Here is a 16,523-nt window from a genome sequence, read left to right as displayed (position 1 = left end):
GCGCGAACCAGCACAGGAACTTACCGGCACGGGTTTAACCGGGTGTCACCGCACTGCAAAAATCAATTCGGATAACGATTCTTATCTCAGCTCTGCGGGGTGGCTTTCCGGATCGCCTGAAGACGCTCACGCAGACGCGTGGCGAGGCCGGGCTTGTTGACCTGCCGGGCCCGGCCGATGGCGAGCGCATCGGCCGGCACGTCGTCGGTGATGACCGAGCCGGTGCCGACATAGGCGCCGTCGCCGATGGTCACGGGAGCCACCATCAGGCTGTTGGTGCCTATGAAGGCGTTGGCGCCGATCACCGTGCGGTGCTTGTTGAAGCCGTCATAATTGCAGGTGATGGAGCCGGCGCCGATATTAGTGCCCTCGCCGACGGTGGAATCGCCGACATAGGACAGGTGGTTGACCTTCACCCCCGGTGCGAGGTCGGCGTTCTTGATCTCGACGAAATTGCCGATATGCACCCCCTCCCCCAGCGCGGCGCCGGGGCGCAGGCGCGCGAAAGGACCGGCGGAGACGCCGGTGGCCAGCGTCGCGCCCTCGAGATGGCTGAAGGCGCGGATGACGACGCCGTCGGCCACCGCGACGCCGGGGCCGAACACCACGTTGGGCTCCACGACGACATCGCGGCCGAGCGTGGTGTCGGCGCTGAAGAACACGGTTTCCGGGGCGATGAGGGTGGCGCCGCCCTCCATCGCCGCGCGGCGCAGCCGCTGCTGGATCACCGCCTCGGCCTCGGCGAGCTGGGCGCGGGTGTTGACGCCGGCGACCTCGCCGGCTTCCGCCACCCACACCGCCGCCGGACGGCCACGGGCGATCACCGATTCCACCGCGTCGGTGAGGTAGTACTCGCCCTTGGCGTTGGCATTGCCGATGCCCGACAGCACATCCAGCGCCAGCGCGCCGTCGAGCGCCATCAGCCCGGCATTGCACAGGCCGATGGTCTTCTCCGCCGCGCTGGCGTCCTTCTCCTCGCGGATGGCGACGAGGTCGTCGCCTTGGGTGATCAGGCGGCCATAGCCGGCGGGGTCGGCGGGGCGGAAGCCGAGTACCGCGAGGCCGGCGCCCTCGGCCAGCGGCGCGCGCAGCGCCTCGAGCGTCTGCGGCCGAACCAGCGGCGTGTCGCCATACATGACGAGGATATCGTCATAGCCGCGCTCCAGCGCCTCGCGGGCGGCGAGCACGGCATGGGCGGTGCCGAGCCGCTCGCTCTGCACGAAGACGCTCGCCTCCGGCGCCAGACGGCGCGCCTCGGCCGCCACCTGATCGTGATCGGGGCCGATGACCACGGCGATCTCGGCGGCGCCGGCCGCCCTGGCGGTCTCCAGAACATGGCCGACCATGCTGCGCCCGGCGACCTTGTGCATGACCTTCGGCAGCGCCGACTTCATGCGCGTGCCTTCTCCGGCGGCGAGGACGATGACGAGCAGGCGGCGCATGCGCATTTCTCCGAGAGGGCGGGCGCCCGTGTTTACCGCAGCGCGGAGGCTGCCGGAAAGACGCCGCCGGAAAGACTGGGAAATTCCGGCCGTTGAATGGCGGCGCCGGCCGTGGCATCCAAGGGGTCTCTGCGACACGCCGATGTGAGGAGCCGACCATGAGCCAGCGCAACTTCCTGCCGGGTGCCCGCGCCTGGAACGTCATCCTGGTGCTCGGCGGCTTCGCGCTCGGCTGGGCGATCTACATGCGCTACGCGCTGGTCGAGCAGTCGGCGGTCGGGCTGGCCTGCCTCGGCGTCGAAACCGGCACCTGCACGGTGCGGCGGACGGTGATCGAGCTGTTCGGCTATTCCACCTTCGGCATCGCCGCGCTGGCGACGTCGCTGGTGCAACTGATCCGGCCGTCCGTGCCGATGTTCACCATCGCCGCCATGGCCACCGGCGTCGGGCTGGTGATGTACAACAACAACCTGGCCAGCGTGGCGGCCGGCCTGCTGCTCATCTCGTTTGCGCGGCCGTGGCAAGGCGCCAGAGGCTGAGCGCCATCACCACCAGGAGCACGCCGGTCCATAGGCCCTGCCAGTTGGCCAGCGTCTCGTTGAAGACGATGTAGAGGCCGCTGCCGAGGAAGATCGCCGCGGTGATCTTCTCTGCCGCCGAGGCCTCGGCGGTGACGCGCGGCGCCGCCGTCAGCGCGTAGAAGGCGAAGGCCATGATGACCGGCGTGAGGCCGGCGAACTGGAAGTCCTTGTAGCGCGGGTCGAACACCAGCCCGAGCGCCACATGGGCGATCACCACCACCGAGGCGGCGAGCAGGATCGCCATCACCCGCTCCACCGGCGCGGCGGCGCGGCGGGACACGCCGTCCAGCGCCTGGGTCAGCGCCGCCGCCCTCGCCTGCCGGCCGACCGCGAAGGCGGCGGCGAGCGGGACGAGGACCGCCAGAGCGAGGATGGAGCCGCCGCGGATCCAGCCGCCGGCGCCGAGGCTCTCGACCGGCACCGAGACGAAGGCGCGGCCGATGGTCAGCCCGGCGAACAGCCCGATGCCGGACACCGCCAGCCAGCGGCGGGTGTCCATGTTCCCGGCGCGGCCACCGAAGGCGCCGGCGGCGAACACGCCCAGCGCCAGCAACACGCCGATGAGCGCCTGGCGCAGCCAGTAGGGATGATCGGACACCGCCTCGCCCCAGCCGAACTTGAAGTCGCGCGTATAGGCGTCGAGGAAGCCCCAATGGCCGCCGACCGTGCCCTCGGAAGCGCGCTTCCACGGCTGGTCGAAGGCCTCGATGACGTTGATGCGGTAGCCCTTGTCCTTGGCGAGCGCCAGCAACTCCTGGATCACCATCGCCTGGTTGGAGGGCGACGGCAGCGCGCCCTCGCGCATGCGCCCCTCGCTCGGCCAGCCGGTCTCGCCGATCAGGATGTCCTTGCCGGCGAACACCTTGCCGACATGCTCGCGGATCTCGCCGATATGCGCGGCCGACTTGTCGGCGGCGACCGGCACATCCTCCCAGAACGGCAGGATGTGCACGGTGACGAAGTCGACATATTGCGCGAGGTCGCGGTTGCGCTCCCAGAACTCCCAGACATCGGCATAGGTGACGGGCACCGGCACCTTCGACTTCACCTCGCGGATCAGCGCCGCCATGCCGGTGGGCGACTGCTCCCCACGCAGCAGCACCTCGTTGCCGACGATGATGGCGTCGATGACGTCGGGATTCTCCTGCGCCGCCTTGACCGCCGCGTCGATCTCGACGCGGTTCTTCTCCTCGTTGCGGCCGATCCAGATGCCCTGCAGCACCTTCAGCCCGTGCTTGCGCGCCATCGCCGGCACCACGTCCAGCCCCATCTCGGTGGAATAGGTGCGCACGCAATGGGTGATCTTCGCCAGCCGGGCGAAATCGTCGTCGATCTGCTCGGGCGGGATGACCAGCCCCTCGACGAAGGGCGACTGGCCGGGCCGGAACGGCGCGTAGGACACGCAGGGCATCTTCTCCCCCGCCGCCAGCGGCGTGGCCGGCATGGGCACCGGCTGGCCGAGCCAGGCCCAGACGGCAACGATCACCGCGCAGACGACGGCGGCGAGCGGAAGGGCGAAGCGCATGCGGGACGTCTCCAGCGGGATCTAGGATGCGGCACCGGCTGGGGTAGCCGCGCAACATGGTGAGCGCAAGGGGGCACAGGGCGGCATAAGGCGGGAGGCAGCAGGACGGCAAATCGCGGCGTCGATATGGCCGGGCCCCGCGCAACGGCGCGACATCGGCCCATGCGGCAGTGCGACATCGCGGCGGTATGGGGAGGCGCCGCGCGGGGTTTAATTGTCCGGTGAGTACATTTACGCACAACAAGGCAGCAACGACGCCGCGATGCTGACAAATTCGGCAGCTTCACCTAGTGTCTTCGAGCCTGTCCGGTTTCCTCTCGCGTGTGACGAACTTCTCCATGTTGTGCTCCGTACGCCTCCTCACCGCCGCCCTGTTCGGCGGCCTTCTTCTCACGGCTGCCGTCACCGCTCCGGCGTTCGCGCAGAACAGCGCGTCCGAGCAGAAGCCGGCCGAACAGCAATCCCCGGAAGAGCAGGCCAAGGAGGCCCAGCGCCGGTCGATTGAGGAATACAACGAGGCGGCCAAGCTGCCCGGCAATGCCGGCCTGCCGGAATGCGTGTGGAGCGGCCGGCGCATCGCCCTGCTGTTGTGGCGCGACGATGTCGACACCGCCAAGCGTCACATGGAGCTCTATGAGCGCTTCGGCTGCCCTACCGAGCACCTGAAGATCGCCTTCCGCTGCCTCGTGCGGCAGGGCAACATCGACCCCAAGGCGCAGGAGCGTCTCTCCGAGCGCGTCCACGCCTGCTGGGTGAACCCGGACTCGACCCCGGCGGCGCCGTCGGCGCCTGCGGCGGCACCGGCCGCGCAGTGATTTGGGACAGCTGATTTTACCCAAATGAATTCATCACGCGGCCCCAGCCGCGACACGCCGCCGCCACAGACGGGAACCATCTTTCCGTTGGCGTGTTTGGAGCAAGCCGCAGGCGCGAATCGCATTTTTTGCGATGCAGGCATGCGGATGCTGCAAAAGCGTTAGAATTGAATTATATATCGCCCCAATACCTCTCCAAAGCTGGTGGTTAGTCCATGCGTCCCGCTGTTCGTGTCGCTGCCGCTGCGATTGCGGTAGTCACGTCCGTGCATGCCTTCATGTGGCTCGCGATGCGTTCGGAGGCGACCGCCCCGGCGATCCCCGACCGTTTGGCCAGCATGTCCTTCGCGCCGTATGGTCGCGATGCGAACCCGGACAAGGGGCAACCCACCACAGAGGCCCAGATCCGCTCCGACGTGGAAGCGGTGGCGCCCTACACCAAGGCGGTGCGTACCTACGCCTCCACCGGTGGCCTGGAGAACGTCGCCCGCCTCGCCAACGAGAAGGGGCTGAAGACGACCGTCGGCGCGTGGCTCGACAATAACGAGGACCGCAACGCCCGCGAGATCGCCAACGCCGTCGAGGCGGCGAAGAAGAACTCGAACGTCGTCGGCATCGTGGTCGGCAACGAGTCGATCCTGCGCGCCGAGCGCACCCCCGAGCAGCTGATCGACACCATCCGCCGCGTGAAGCGCGAGGTGAACGTACCCGTCACCACCGGTGAAACCTGGGACGTCTGGCTCGATCATCCCGAGCTCGTCTCTGCCGTCGACTACATCGCCGCGCACATCCTGCCCTATTGGGAAGGCGTGCCGGCCGATCAGGTCGTCGACCGTACCATCAACATCTACAACCGCCTGCGCGCCGCCTATCCCGGCAAGCGTATCGTCATCGCCGAGTTCGGCTGGCCGAGCGCCGGCTACAACCGCGATGCCGCCGTGCCCGGCGAGCTGATCCAGGCGCGGGTGATCCGCGACTTCGCCGCCCGCGCCGACGCGCTCGGCATCGACTACAACCTCATCGAGGCCTTCGACGCGCCGTGGAAGAGCTTCGAGGGCTCGGTCGGCCAGTACTGGGGCATGCTCGATGCCGACCGGCATCTGAAGTTCCCGCTCTCCGGCCCGATCACCCCCTCGACCTACAGCGCCACTGCCGCCATCGCGCTGCTGTTCGGCATCGCCTTCTCGCTGCCGCTGTTCCGCTTCGCCCGCCTGACCTTCACCCAGGCGGCGGTGATGGCCGGTGCCGCCAATCTGGTCGGCGCCTGGATCGCGACCGTCACCGACCACTGGCTGACGCATTATGTGATCGGCGGCAACAAGATCACCTTCGTGGTCTCGATCGTGCTGCTGGTGCCGCTGGTCATCGTCATGCTCTACCGGGTCGAGGAACTGGCGACCATCGCCTTTGGCCGCCGCCCGCGCCGGCTGATCGAGAACGCCAACGGCCCGATGCCGGCCCGCACGCCCAAGGTGTCGATCCACATCCCGGCCTATAAAGAGCCGCCGGAGATGCTGAAGCAGACGCTCGACGGCATCGCGCGGCTCGACTGGCCGAACTACGAATGCCTCGTCATCATCAACAATACGCCCGACCCGGCCTTCTGGGAGCCGATCGAGGCCTATTGCCAGCAGCTCGGCGACCGCTTCAAGTTCATCAACCTGCCCAAGGTCGCGGGCTTCAAGGCCGGCGCGCTGCGCGTGGCCATGGAGCAGACCGCGCCGGACGCCGAGATCATCGGCGTGATCGACGCCGACTACGTGGTCTCGCCCAACTGGCTGCGCGACCTCGTGCCGACCTTCGAGGACCCGACGGTAGGCATCGTTCAGGCGCCGCAGGACCATCGCGACGCCCGTCGCAGCCTGCTGAACGAGGCGATGAACACCGAATATGCCGGCTTCTTCGACATCGGCATGGTCCAGCGCAACGAGCACGACGCCATCGTGGTGCACGGCACCATGTGCCTGATCCGTCGCGCCGCCATGGTGGAAGCCGGCGACTGGTCGAGCGACACGATCTGCGAGGACACCGATCTCGGCCTGTCCATCGTCGAGCGCGGCTGGAAGAGCCACTACACCAGCGTGCGCTATGGCTGGGGCCTGCTGCCGGACGACTTCGCCTCGTTCAAGAAGCAGCGCCACCGCTGGGCCTATGGCGGCATGCAGATCATCAAGAAGCACTGGCGCCGCATGCTGCCCAATGGCGGGACCCGCCTGACCACGGCGCAGCGTCGCGAGTTCTCGATCGGCTGGGTGAGCTGGCTCGGCGCCGAGAGCATCGGCGCGCTGGTCGCGGTGCTGTCGCTGCTGTGGGCGCCGGTGGTGCTCGGCCTCGGCATCGCCGTGCCGCAGCGGATCCTGACCATCCCGATCGTGTTCTGCTTCGGCATCTATGTGCTGCATTTCTGCGCCCTCTACCGGCTGCGGGTGGCCACCACGCCGCTGCGCATGATCGGCGCGGCCTTCGCGGCGATGGCGGTGCAGTTCACCGTGGCCAAGGCGGTTTATGACGGGTTCCGCTACAAGGACCTTGCCTTCGCCCGCACCGCCAAGGGCTCCTGGCTGTCCGGCGCCGCCCGCGCCTTCCCGGCGCTGCCCGAGGCGGTGATCGGCGGCGGGCTGCTGCTCAGCGCCATCGCCCTGCGCATGACCAACTGGCACGCGGTGGTGGAGGTCGACCTGTTCGCCCTTGCCCTGGCGATCCAGGCGCTGCCCTTCCTCGCCGCCGCCTTCATCGGCTGGCTGGAAGGCTCGAAGTACAACGAGTTCGCCACCTGGACGGCGCTGCGCTCTCGCGCCGCCGCCTTGCTGCCGGGCCGCGCCGCTCAGCCGCTGCCGGTGGGCGTGACGGTCAACCGTTCGGCGGGCGAACTGCCGCCGGCCGGCCCGCAGATGTGAGACCGGGCGACCGGGCCTGAGGGCCCGGCCGCTCTCAATCGAGATGACGACCGAACGCCGGTCCCTCGCGGGGCCGGCGTTCTGCTTTTGCGACGTCCGCGAGGGCGCCTCGGTGAGGCCGGGCCGGCCGCGCTTCGGCCTGTGGTAAGCGAAGCCTAATGATGAGCGAAGGCTCGCGAGGAGCGAAGGCTGGCTGGTGGTGGGGGAAGGAGCCGGAGCCGCGCTGCGTTCCGAAGGCGTCATTTTGCCGACCGCGCTGACATGCCTCCAAGGGGATCGCAAGCCGAGCCGAGCGCTTCACGGCGGGGTTTCAGCCAGGATGGCCCATTGTCCGTGCTGCTCGACCAGCGCTTCGCGGGTGCCCGCGCGCGTCTCCACCACCTCCAGCGGGTTCGCATAGCCGGCCAGCGCGGCGTCGAGCGAACGCACCCAGATATAGGGGATGGTGCGGTCGACGAACTCGTCGAGGCCGGGATGCGCATAGTCGCCACGCATGAAGGCGAGGGTGCAGAGGATGAGGTGGCCGCTGCCGCCCTTCAGCCCGATGCAGCCGGGGGCGTCGGTTTCGATCACGCGGAAGCCGAGGCCGGTGTAGAGCCGGCGGGAGGCGTTGAGATCGCGGCAGATGGTGAGCGGCGTGACGCGGCGGACCGGGCCGTCCGGCACCACCAGCGCCGCTTCCGACAGCGACAAGGCGAGTGCCAGCGCGGCGAGCGAGGTGGGGGTGGCCGCGTCGCCCCTTTCGAGTCGCTGGATGGTCCGCACGCTGAGGCGGCTGATCGCCGCCAGCTGGTCCTGCGACCAGCCGCGCTTGCGGCGTTCCGATCGCAGCCGGGCACGGTCGAGGCGAAGCAGCATGGCGGGGGTCTCCGAGGAAGCCAGGCCAACCTAGCGGCGGAACGTGCTGCCGGCCACGACAGCCACCCGTCACGGTGACGTGCCGGGGGGCTGCCCTTCGCTCGACGGTGCGGCAGCGGGCGAGGCACCGCCCGGCCCCTCGGGGATCGCCCGGGGCGCATGAAAAAGGCCCGGAGCGAGCCCCGGGCCTTTCGTTATCGCCACTCTTGCCGGCGTGCCGCCCGGCCGCCTACTCGGCGGCGCGGGTGACGTCCGGCGCGGTCGCCTCCGCCACCAGCGCATCCAGCGCCTCATCCAGCGACAGCGTCGTCTGGTTGGGCGAGCCGAGGCGGCGAATGGAGACGGTGCGCTCCGCCGCCTCCTTGCGCCCGACGACGATCAGCGCCGGCACCTTGGCCAGCGAGTGCTCGCGGACCTTGTAGTTGATCTTCTCGTTGCGCAGGTCGCTCTCGACGCGCAGGCCACGCTTCTTGGCCAGCGCGAGAATCTCCTGCGCGTAGTCGTCACCCTCGGAGGTGATGGTCGCCACCACCGCCTGCACCGGCGCCAGCCAGAGCGGGAAATGCCCGGCGAAATGCTCGATCAGGATGCCGGTGAAGCGCTCCATCGAGCCGCAAATAGCGCGATGGATCATCACCGGCGTCTTCTTGCCGCCGTCGGCGTCGACATAGAAGGCGCCGAAGCGCTCCGGCAGGTTGAAGTCCACCTGCGTGGTGCCGCACTGCCATTCGCGGCCGATGGCGTCACGCAGGGTGTATTCGAACTTCGGGCCGTAGAAGGCGCCCTCGCCCGGCAGGATGCCGGTCTTGATCTTGCCGCCGGATTCCGCCTCGATCTGGGTGAGCACGCGGCCCATCACATCCTCGGCGTGGTCCCACACCGCGTCGGAACCGACGCGCTTCTCGGGCCGGGTGGAGAGCTTCACCACGATCTCCTCGAAGCCGAAATCGGCATAGGTCGAGAGGATGAGATCGTTGATCTTCAGGCACTCCGCCGCCATCTGCTCCTCGGTGCAGAAGATGTGGGCGTCGTCCTGGGTGAAGCCGCGCACCCGCATCAGCCCGTGCAGGGCGCCGGACGGCTCATAGCGATGCACCGCGCCGAATTCGGCAAGCCGCATCGGCAGATCGCGGTAGGACTTCAGGCCGTGCTTGAAGATCTGCACATGGCCGGGGCAGTTCATCGGCTTCAGGGCATAGACGCGGTCATTGTCCTCGGTGTCGCCGGCCGGCTGCACCTTGAACATGTTGTCCTTGTACCAGCCCCAGTGGCCGGAGGTCTCCCACAGCGACTTATCGAGCACCTGCGGGGCGTTGACCTCGTCATAGTCCTCCTTCAGGCGCCGCCGCATATAGGCGACGAGGTTCTGGAACAGGCTCCAGCCCTTGGGGTGCCAGAACACGACGCCCGGCCCCTCCTCCTGGAAGTGGAAGAGGTCCATCTCCCGGCCGAGGCGGCGATGGTCGCGCTTCTCCGCCTCCTCCAGCTGGTGAAGATAGGCGGCCATCTCCTCGTCGGTGCGCCAGGCGGTGGCGTAGATGCGGGTCAGCATCGGGTTCTTGGCGTCGCCGCGCCAATAGGCGCCGGCCACCTTCATCAGCTTGAAGGAGTTGCCGATCTTGCCAACGCTCGGCATGTGCGGGCCACGGCAGAGGTCGAACCACTCGCCCTGCTTGTAGATCTTGATCTTCTGGTCCGCCGGGATGGCGTCGACCAGCTCGACCTTGAACGCCTCGCCCTTCTCGCCGAAGACGCGCTTCGCCTCGTCGCGGTCCCACACCTCCTTGGTGAAGGGTGCGTCGCGGGCGATGATCTCGCGCATCTTCTTCTCGATGGCGGCGAAATCCTCCGGCGAGAACGGCTCGTTGCGGAAGAAGTCGTAATAGAAGCCGTTCTCGATCACCGGGCCGATGGTGACCTGCGTGCCCGGCCACAGCGCCTGCACCGCCTCGGCCAGCACATGGGCGGCGTCGTGGCGGATGAGCTCAAGCGCCTCCGGGCTCTCGCGGGTGACGAGCTCGAATTTGGCATCGGTGGCGATGGGATCGGAGAGGTCGGTCAGCACGCCGTCGAGCTTCATCGCCAGCGACTTCTTGGCCAGCGACTTGGCGATGGAGGCGGCGACCTCGGCGCCGGTGGTGCCGGGGGCATATTCACGCACGGCGCCATCGGGGAAGGTGAGATGGATCATGGTCTTTTCTCCTGCCCACTCCTGCGAACCACGCAGGTAGGCTGTTCTCAGTGATGTGACCGGCGGGCCGTCGCCCGCCCGCGCGAACGGGAGACGATCTAGCTCTTCGTCCAGGAAGAAGGCGCCCGCGCGTAGCGCCACGGCTTATACCACACGGCTTTCGGCGGCAATTCGACCGGCACCGCCTCGAACCCGGAGCCACCCCAGGGATGACAGCGGCAAATCCGCCCCGCCGCCATCCAGCCACCCGCCCAGGCGCCATGACGCGTGATCGCCTGATCGGCGAATTCCGAGCAGGTCGGCAGGTAGCGGCATTGCCGCCCCATGAAGGCGGACAGCGAATAGCGGTAGACGAGGATCGGTGCCCTCAACAGATAGGACGGGATCGAAAGCAAATGGCGAATCATGACCCTTCGTAAGACTTCCCATACGTTCGCGATGACTATAGGTCATCTCACTATGATTTCCACCGACATGCCGGCGTCATGAACTGGCGGTTTATCTGGCGCCCGTGTTCTGACCCTCGCGGAGATCCACCATGCGCCGGCTCGCCTTTGCTCCCCTGCTCCTCGTGCTTTTCGTCGCCGTCCCAGCCTTCGCCGATGGTGGCAACTACATCACCCATGAACAGCTCGACCTGACCAAGGTACTGGCGCCGCCGCCGGCGCAGGATTCGCCGACCACCACGGCGGAAATCGGCCAGTTGCTCCTCATCCAGCAGGCGCGCACGCCGGATCAGGCCGCCGCCGCCCAGGCCGATGCCACCGAGGACGTATTCCGCTTCGCCAATGTTATGGGGGCGGACTTCACGGGGGACAAGCTGCCGGTCGCCAAGGCCTTCTTCGCCCGCGTCGCCGAGGATGAGGGCTACATCGTCGATCCGGCCAAGGACGTCTGGAAGCGCCCTCGCCCGCATCTTTTCGATTCGCGCGTCAAGCCGATGGTGCCGCTGTCCAAGAGCGGCGCCTATCCGAGCGGCCATGCCAGCTTCGCCTATCTCACCGCCGTGGTGCTCGCCAACATGGTGCCGGAGAAGCAGGCCGAGATCTTCGCCCGCGCGGCCGACTACGCGCATAACCGCGTGATCGGCGGCATTCACTATGCGAGCGACATCGACGCCGGCCGCATCGCCGGCACGCTGATCGCCACGCAGGAGCTGCGGAACGCCAAGTTCCAGGAGGACTTTGCGGCGGCGCGCGCGGAAGTGCGCCGCGTGCTCGGCTATGGCGGCTGAATGGTGTCTCGTCCCGTCGCAAGACATCGCGAACGGGAACCACGTACCGGGCGGCGCATTGAGAAGGGGCACGGCGCCGAAAGGCGCCTCCCCGAGGAACCCGCCATGATCTTTGCCGCCCGGATTGCCGCCTTCCCTGCCCGCTTCGTGGGCCTGTCATTGCTGCTCGCGAGCTTCGGACCTCTGCCGGCCACCGCCCAGACCGCGCCGGCATCGCCGTCCACGACGCCCGGCGCAGCGACTCCGGCGCCGCCCGGTCCGGCCGGCGGCACCCAGCCGGCGCCCTCGGCCGCCACCTCGCCGGAGGTGGACCCCGACATGCAGCGCGTCGCCGCTTGCAAGCAACGGGCGCTGGAGCGGCTGAAGGCCGTCTCCCCTTCGGTCGACGACATCTATATCGACGTCGACGGTCTCACCATTGCCACCGCCAACAGCAAAATCGGCGAGACGCCGGTGAATGGGGTGATCATGGGCGAGGCCTATATTCAGCGCGACCGCAAGGACGAACCGAACCGCTTCCTCTGCCTTACCGGTGCCAAGGGCGAGGTGCTGTTCACCTTCTTCACCGTGCGGTGAGGCCCTATTCCGCCGCCTCGGTGGCCTGCCGCGCCTTGATCTGGCCGATAGCGTCGACCACGGCGTCGAAGGTCAGCAGGGTGGAGGCGTGGCGCGCCTTGTAGTCGCGCACCGGCTCCAGCACGGCGAGTTCGGCCCACCGCCCCTCCGGCGGCGGGCCGTTTTCCTTCAGCATGCGTCGCATGACGTCACGCACCTCACGCAGTTCGTCGGCGGTAGCGCCCACCACGTGATCGGCCATGATCGAGGAGGAGGCCTGTCCGAGAGCGCAGGCACGCACCTCATGGGCGAAATCGGTGACGACGCCCTCTTTCATGGAGAGGTCGATGGTGACGGTGGAACCGCAAAGTTTCGAATGCGCGGTTGCAGTGGCATCGGGAGAGTCGAGCCGGCCGAGCCGTGGTATATCAGCGGCAAGCTCGAGAATGCGGCGATTATAGACGTCGTTGATCATGAGAACGCCCATCCGGCGGGAGCAGCATTGCGTAATGGTTGGTTGCGACGCGGCATGTGTCCCTTATATAGGAATGCGGGATCGTGGCGGAAGAAGCCCCGGTCCCGTTCGAGCCTCTGCGTGGCAGGCGGAGCAGCCGGTCTTCCGGCCGGTCCTTCACCCGCATGGCGACAAAACCGGTGACACCCCGGCGCCCGGTTACCAATGCGCCGTCGAACGGAGTTCGTCATGGATGCCGTGCTGAATGCTCTGATGCGTAGTGCCAAGAACGAAAGCGGGAGCCCTGTCGAGGACGCCCAGACGACCGCCCCGCAGAAGCCCAGCCGCGAGGAAGCCGAAGCGGCGGTGCGCACCCTGATCGCCTGGGCCGGCGATAACCCGGAACGCGAGGGGCTGATCGACACGCCCAAGCGCGTGGTGCGGGCCTATGAGGAGCTCTACAAGGGCTACGGCACGCCGCTGGAGAACGTGCTCGACCGCACCTTCGGCGAGATCGGCAATTTCGACGACATGGTCGTCGTGCGCGACATCGTGTTCTATTCGCATTGCGAGCATCACATGGTGCCGTTCATGGGCAAGGCGCATGTCGCCTATTTCCCGGTGGAGCGCGTGGTCGGGCTGTCCAAGATCGCCCGCGTCGTGGACATGTATGCCCGCCGCCTGCAGACGCAGGAGCACATGACCTCGCAGATCATCACCGCGCTCGACGAGACGCTGAAGCCGCGCGGCGTCGCCATCCTCATCGAGGCCGAGCACATGTGCATGGCGATGCGCGGCATCCAGAAGCCGGGCGCCTCCACCGTCACCATGCAGTTCACCGGCGTGTTCCGCGACGACCCGCAGGAGCAGGTGCGCTTCATGAACTTGATCCGCGGCGCGCGGTCGTGAGCGACGCCGCTGGCTGGTTCGCTCCCGCCGGCGACAAGCTGGCGGTGGAGGAAGGCGACCGCCTCAGCCCGAAATTCGATGCCGACGGCCTCGTCACCGCCGTCGCGGTCGACGCCGGCGACGGCGAGGTGCTGATGCTCGCGCATATGAACGCGCAGGCGCTGGCGCTGACCATCGAGACCGGCTTCGCGCATTATTACAGCCGCTCGCGCCGCAAGCTGTGGAAGAAGGGCGAGGAAAGCGGCCACCTGCAGAAGGTGGTGGAGCTCCGGATCGACTGCGACCAGGACGCCGTGCTGATGCGCGTCGAGATGGCCGGCAGCGGTGCCGCCTGCCACACTGGGCATCGCTCGTGTTTCTTCCGCTCGGTGCCGCTCGGCGCGGCGCCCTCGCCGGAACTGACGCTCACGGTGAATGACGGCGGCAAGCTGTTCGACCCGCAGCAAGTCTATGGCACGCCGGGCAAGACCGACACGCCGCGCTTCTGAGGGCGCACGGCGTTCAGGATCCCCGCCAGGGCCGGGACTGCGTGGCCTCCAAGCGTTCGCTCTGAACGCCTCTTGCCCGGGACAAGTTCGCCCTGCCCTGCGGCGCCCCCCGTCGCCTCCGCCCGATCAGGCCGGAGCGGCGTCATCTTCCAAGGTGGTCGGCCGCTCGCGGCAACGCGCACGATGCCTCGGCGTGCACGGAACCCGCCTCAGCGAGGCTCGCGCCGTTCACGCCTCGGGATGATGGCCCCCAGAGGCTCTCCGCCGTTCAGGTCGACAGGATGTATTCCCGCATCGCCGAACTCTCGCGCTCGAATTCCGCGAGGCGGTGTTTCACCACGTCGCCGATGGAGACGAGGCCGATCAGCTTGCCGCCCTGCACAACCGGCATGTGGCGGAAGCGGCCGGCGGTCATCTGCTCCATGAGCTGCGGCACCGTCTCGTTGGTGTCGCACGTGACCACCTTGACGGTCATCACCGTGGACAACTCGTCGTCCAGCCGCTCCGGCCCCTCAAGGCCGATCACCCGTACCACGTCGCGTTCCGACAGGATGCCGATCACCCGCCGCTCGCGATCCGTCACCACCAGGGCGCCGATACGCTTCTGCGACATCACCTCCGCGGCCTCGCGCAACGAGGCGCTCGGGCCGATGGTCTCAACGTCGTAACCCTTCTCGTCCAAGATAGACCGCACGGTCATGGCTTGCCTCCTTCCCGGTGGGCACCATCCGCCATGGTGGTGCTCCGCTTGTCGGGCGGATCGTTTGATCGTCCGCCGGTTGCGGAACGTCCCGTGGCGTCGGCACATTCCCTTGCGACAGATGATCGACCCGATTGGGCCGGACGGCAATAGGGTTGCTGAAACTCGCGGAAAACGCCTCGACCGGAGAGGGCCGGCGATGCCGTCGCCGTCAGTCGGCGTAGCGGCGGTCGGCCGGGGTGCGCCGCACGGGATCGAACAGCGGGAAGGCCAGCAGACCGGCGAGGAAGCCGCCAATATGCGCTTCCCAGGCGACCGCGCCGGACGCGATGCCGCTCGGCGCGCCGAGCCCGAAGGCGAGGTTGATGGCGAACCACACCGCCACGAAGCTGATCACCCGCCGATCGCGCAGCACCCGCAGCAGCGGCGGCGCCGGCAGCAGCACGGCGTGCTGCATGGCATCCGGGCGCCAGGCGGCATAGCCCTCGGTCGCGAACATGAAGCGCAGCGCCGCCGCCATGCAGCCTGAGACGGCGGCGGAGGCGCCGATCATCGGCACCGGCTCGCCGGCATGGGTGAGCAGATGCAGCCCCGCCCCCGCCGCCGCGGTGAACAGGAAGAAAGCGAGGAAGCGCGCCATCCCGAAGCGACGGGCTACCGGCGAGCCGAAGGCCAGCAGCCACAGCGTGTTGACGCCTACATGCATGAAATCGGCATGCAGGAAGGCATAGGTGACGAAGGTCCAGACATCCGCCCCGGTGCCGCCGGGCAGCACGCCGTCGGCGAACACCGTCGGATCGAAGCGGGCCGGGATGAAGGCGAACAGAGCGAGGATGTCGATGTCGGTCGCCTCGCCCACCACGCTGCGCAGCGCCTGGATGGCGATAAGCACCACCGCCAGCCCGACGATCACCGCCGGCACGTTGAAGATGGGCTGGTGCCGAGGATCGGCATGTCGGGTCGGGTCAAGCACGCCGATGACATAGGCGTCCCACACCGACTCGGCAAGCGGAACGCGCCCCCCGCGTGCCGGGCAGACGTAAATAAAATGCGAGCTGCAATGGTTAACGAGCAATAGAAAACCCGTTAACATTCCCTCGCCGCAGTCGTTACGAATTCCACGTGGCGCTTAGATCAAGATCAAAATCTCTCTGCCATGATGTGATCATGGACAGGGAAATGGAGTTCGCGATGTTGAAGAGCCTCACAGGGGCCCTGGTCGCGGTGGCGATGGCGGTGCTGGCGGTTCCCGCCGAGACGGCGCGGGCCAGCGAGGCGGTGGCGATGCTCTCGCCCTTCGCCGCCAACATGGCGGTGAGCGGCTCGACCTCGACGCCGATCGGCTATGCGCAGTTCTGCGAGGCCATGCCGGCCGACTGCGGCAACGGCAACGGGCGCGCCGGCCGGGTCGTCGTCAACGAAGCGGAATTCCATCAGCTCAAGCAGGTGAATGACGAGGTCAATCGCCGCATCCAGCCGATGACCGACATCGACCATTATGGCGAGGTCGAGCGCTGGACCTATGCCGAGGACGGCTATGGCGACTGCGAGGAATACGTTCTGGTGAAACGCCGCGAGCTGATCCGCCTCGGCTGGCCGCCGGAGACGCTGCTGATCACCGTGGTGCGCGACAAGAAGAATGCCGGCCACGCCGTGCTCACCGTGGTGAGCGACCGTGGCGACCTGATCCTCGACAACCAGGAAGCGCCGATCTTGCTGTGGCACGAAACCGGCTATCGCTTCGTGAAGCGGCAGGCGCAGGGCAACCCGGATCGCTGGGTCTCGCTGGGCGACGTGCTGGCGCCAGCGACCGTCGGCCGCGCCAGGTGAGCGACGTGGGAGAGAAGCGGGCTATCCCTGTCGCCTGCCTCCTC

Annotated in this window: 16 protein-coding genes; 8 read left to right on the top strand and 8 right to left on the bottom strand. The window is 67.7% G+C overall.

From position 1 onward, the window contains the following. Positions 1-86 precede the first annotated feature (86 nt). On the bottom strand, positions 87-1,448 hold the full coding sequence (gene glmU / locus LGR54_RS06550; RefSeq protein ID WP_230361154.1) for a bifunctional UDP-N-acetylglucosamine diphosphorylase/glucosamine-1-phosphate N-acetyltransferase GlmU: 1,362 nt from the start codon (positions 1,446-1,448) through the stop codon (positions 87-89). A gap of 152 nt (positions 1,449-1,600) precedes the next feature. On the opposite strand from glmU, the gene LGR54_RS06545 reads away from it, so the two are divergent. After that, on the top strand, positions 1,601-1,981 hold the full coding sequence (locus LGR54_RS06545; RefSeq protein WP_230361153.1) for a hypothetical protein: 381 nt from the start codon (positions 1,601-1,603) through the stop codon (positions 1,979-1,981). Here the strand turns inward: LGR54_RS06545 and LGR54_RS06540 are convergent. Then, a complete protein-coding gene (locus LGR54_RS06540) occupies positions 1,941-3,548 on the bottom strand; it encodes a beta-1,6-glucan synthase (RefSeq protein ID WP_230361152.1) in 1,608 nt (535 codons plus the stop codon). The genes LGR54_RS06545 and LGR54_RS06540 overlap by 41 nt on opposite strands. A gap of 338 nt (positions 3,549-3,886) precedes the next feature. On the opposite strand from LGR54_RS06540, the gene LGR54_RS06535 reads away from it, so the two are divergent. Further along, the gene (locus LGR54_RS06535) at positions 3,887-4,363 is read left to right on the top strand and encodes a hypothetical protein (protein WP_230361151.1); all 477 of its coding nucleotides are present in this window, start codon (positions 3,887-3,889) and stop codon (positions 4,361-4,363) included. Positions 4,364-4,641: 278 nt separating this feature from the next. Next, a complete protein-coding gene (locus LGR54_RS06530; protein ID WP_230361150.1) occupies positions 4,642-7,260 on the top strand; it encodes a glycosyltransferase in 2,619 nt (872 codons plus the stop codon). Between the two features lie 297 nt (positions 7,261-7,557). Here LGR54_RS06530 and LGR54_RS06525 read toward each other — a convergent pair whose 3' ends face one another. From LGR54_RS06525 to yidD, 3 genes are all read right to left on the bottom strand, one after another. After that, entirely contained in the window at positions 7,558-8,118 is a 561-nt protein-coding gene (locus LGR54_RS06525) for a helix-turn-helix transcriptional regulator (RefSeq protein ID WP_230361149.1), read from the bottom strand. Positions 8,119-8,347: 229 nt separating this feature from the next. Beyond that, complete coding sequence (gene thrS / locus LGR54_RS06520; RefSeq protein ID WP_230361148.1) at positions 8,348-10,309, bottom strand: threonine--tRNA ligase; 1,962 nt, start codon at positions 10,307-10,309, stop codon at positions 8,348-8,350. Positions 10,310-10,407: 98 nt separating this feature from the next. Next, a complete protein-coding gene (yidD, locus tag LGR54_RS06515) occupies positions 10,408-10,716 on the bottom strand; it encodes a membrane protein insertion efficiency factor YidD (protein ID WP_230361147.1) in 309 nt (102 codons plus the stop codon). A gap of 131 nt (positions 10,717-10,847) precedes the next feature. On the opposite strand from yidD, the gene LGR54_RS06510 reads away from it, so the two are divergent. Further along, positions 10,848-11,543, top strand: coding sequence for a phosphatase PAP2 family protein (locus LGR54_RS06510; RefSeq protein ID WP_230361146.1), 696 nt, complete (start codon positions 10,848-10,850; stop codon positions 11,541-11,543). A 105-nt stretch (positions 11,544-11,648) separates the two neighbouring features. After that, positions 11,649-12,119: a hypothetical protein gene (locus LGR54_RS06505; RefSeq protein ID WP_230361145.1), complete on the top strand. Its 471-nt coding sequence runs from the start codon at positions 11,649-11,651 to the stop codon at positions 12,117-12,119. A gap of 4 nt (positions 12,120-12,123) precedes the next feature. Here the strand turns inward: LGR54_RS06505 and LGR54_RS06500 are convergent, their stop codons facing one another. Then, complete coding sequence (locus tag LGR54_RS06500; RefSeq protein WP_230361144.1) at positions 12,124-12,573, bottom strand: iron-sulfur cluster assembly scaffold protein; 450 nt, start codon at positions 12,571-12,573, stop codon at positions 12,124-12,126. A 228-nt stretch (positions 12,574-12,801) separates the two neighbouring features. Between LGR54_RS06500 and folE the strand changes: the two genes are divergently transcribed. Both folE and hisI read left to right on the top strand, forming a co-directional pair. Further along, positions 12,802-13,461 carry a GTP cyclohydrolase I FolE gene (gene folE / locus LGR54_RS06495; RefSeq protein WP_230361143.1) on the top strand — a complete coding sequence of 220 codons (660 nt, stop codon included), beginning with the start codon at positions 12,802-12,804 and terminating at the stop codon, positions 13,459-13,461. Then, on the top strand, positions 13,458-13,949 hold the full coding sequence (gene hisI, locus LGR54_RS06490; RefSeq protein ID WP_230361142.1) for a phosphoribosyl-AMP cyclohydrolase: 492 nt from the start codon (positions 13,458-13,460) through the stop codon (positions 13,947-13,949). Before folE ends, hisI begins: the two co-directional genes overlap by 4 nt. A gap of 268 nt (positions 13,950-14,217) precedes the next feature. On the opposite strand, the gene LGR54_RS06485 is transcribed toward hisI, so the two are convergent. Both LGR54_RS06485 and LGR54_RS06480 read right to left on the bottom strand, forming a co-directional pair. After that, positions 14,218-14,649 carry a CBS domain-containing protein gene (locus LGR54_RS06485; RefSeq protein ID WP_230361141.1) on the bottom strand — a complete coding sequence of 144 codons (432 nt, stop codon included), beginning with the start codon at positions 14,647-14,649 and terminating at the stop codon, positions 14,218-14,220. A gap of 211 nt (positions 14,650-14,860) precedes the next feature. After that, positions 14,861-15,646, bottom strand: a complete 786-nt coding sequence (locus tag LGR54_RS06480; RefSeq protein WP_230361140.1) for a rhomboid family intramembrane serine protease — start codon at positions 15,644-15,646, stop codon at positions 14,861-14,863. A gap of 194 nt (positions 15,647-15,840) precedes the next feature. Between LGR54_RS06480 and LGR54_RS06475 the strand changes: the two genes are divergently transcribed. Continuing rightward, positions 15,841-16,479 (top strand): transglutaminase-like cysteine peptidase, encoded by a 639-nt coding sequence (locus LGR54_RS06475; RefSeq protein WP_230361139.1) that lies wholly within the window; start codon positions 15,841-15,843, stop codon positions 16,477-16,479. Positions 16,480-16,523 lie beyond the last annotated feature (44 nt).

The sequence above is a fragment of the Ancylobacter sp. Lp-2 genome (assembly GCF_020523795.1).
Classification (GTDB): domain Bacteria; phylum Pseudomonadota; class Alphaproteobacteria; order Rhizobiales; family Xanthobacteraceae; genus Ancylobacter.
The sequence above is the reverse complement of the archived record's forward strand: the minus strand, read 5'-3'. Positions and strand labels throughout refer to the sequence as shown.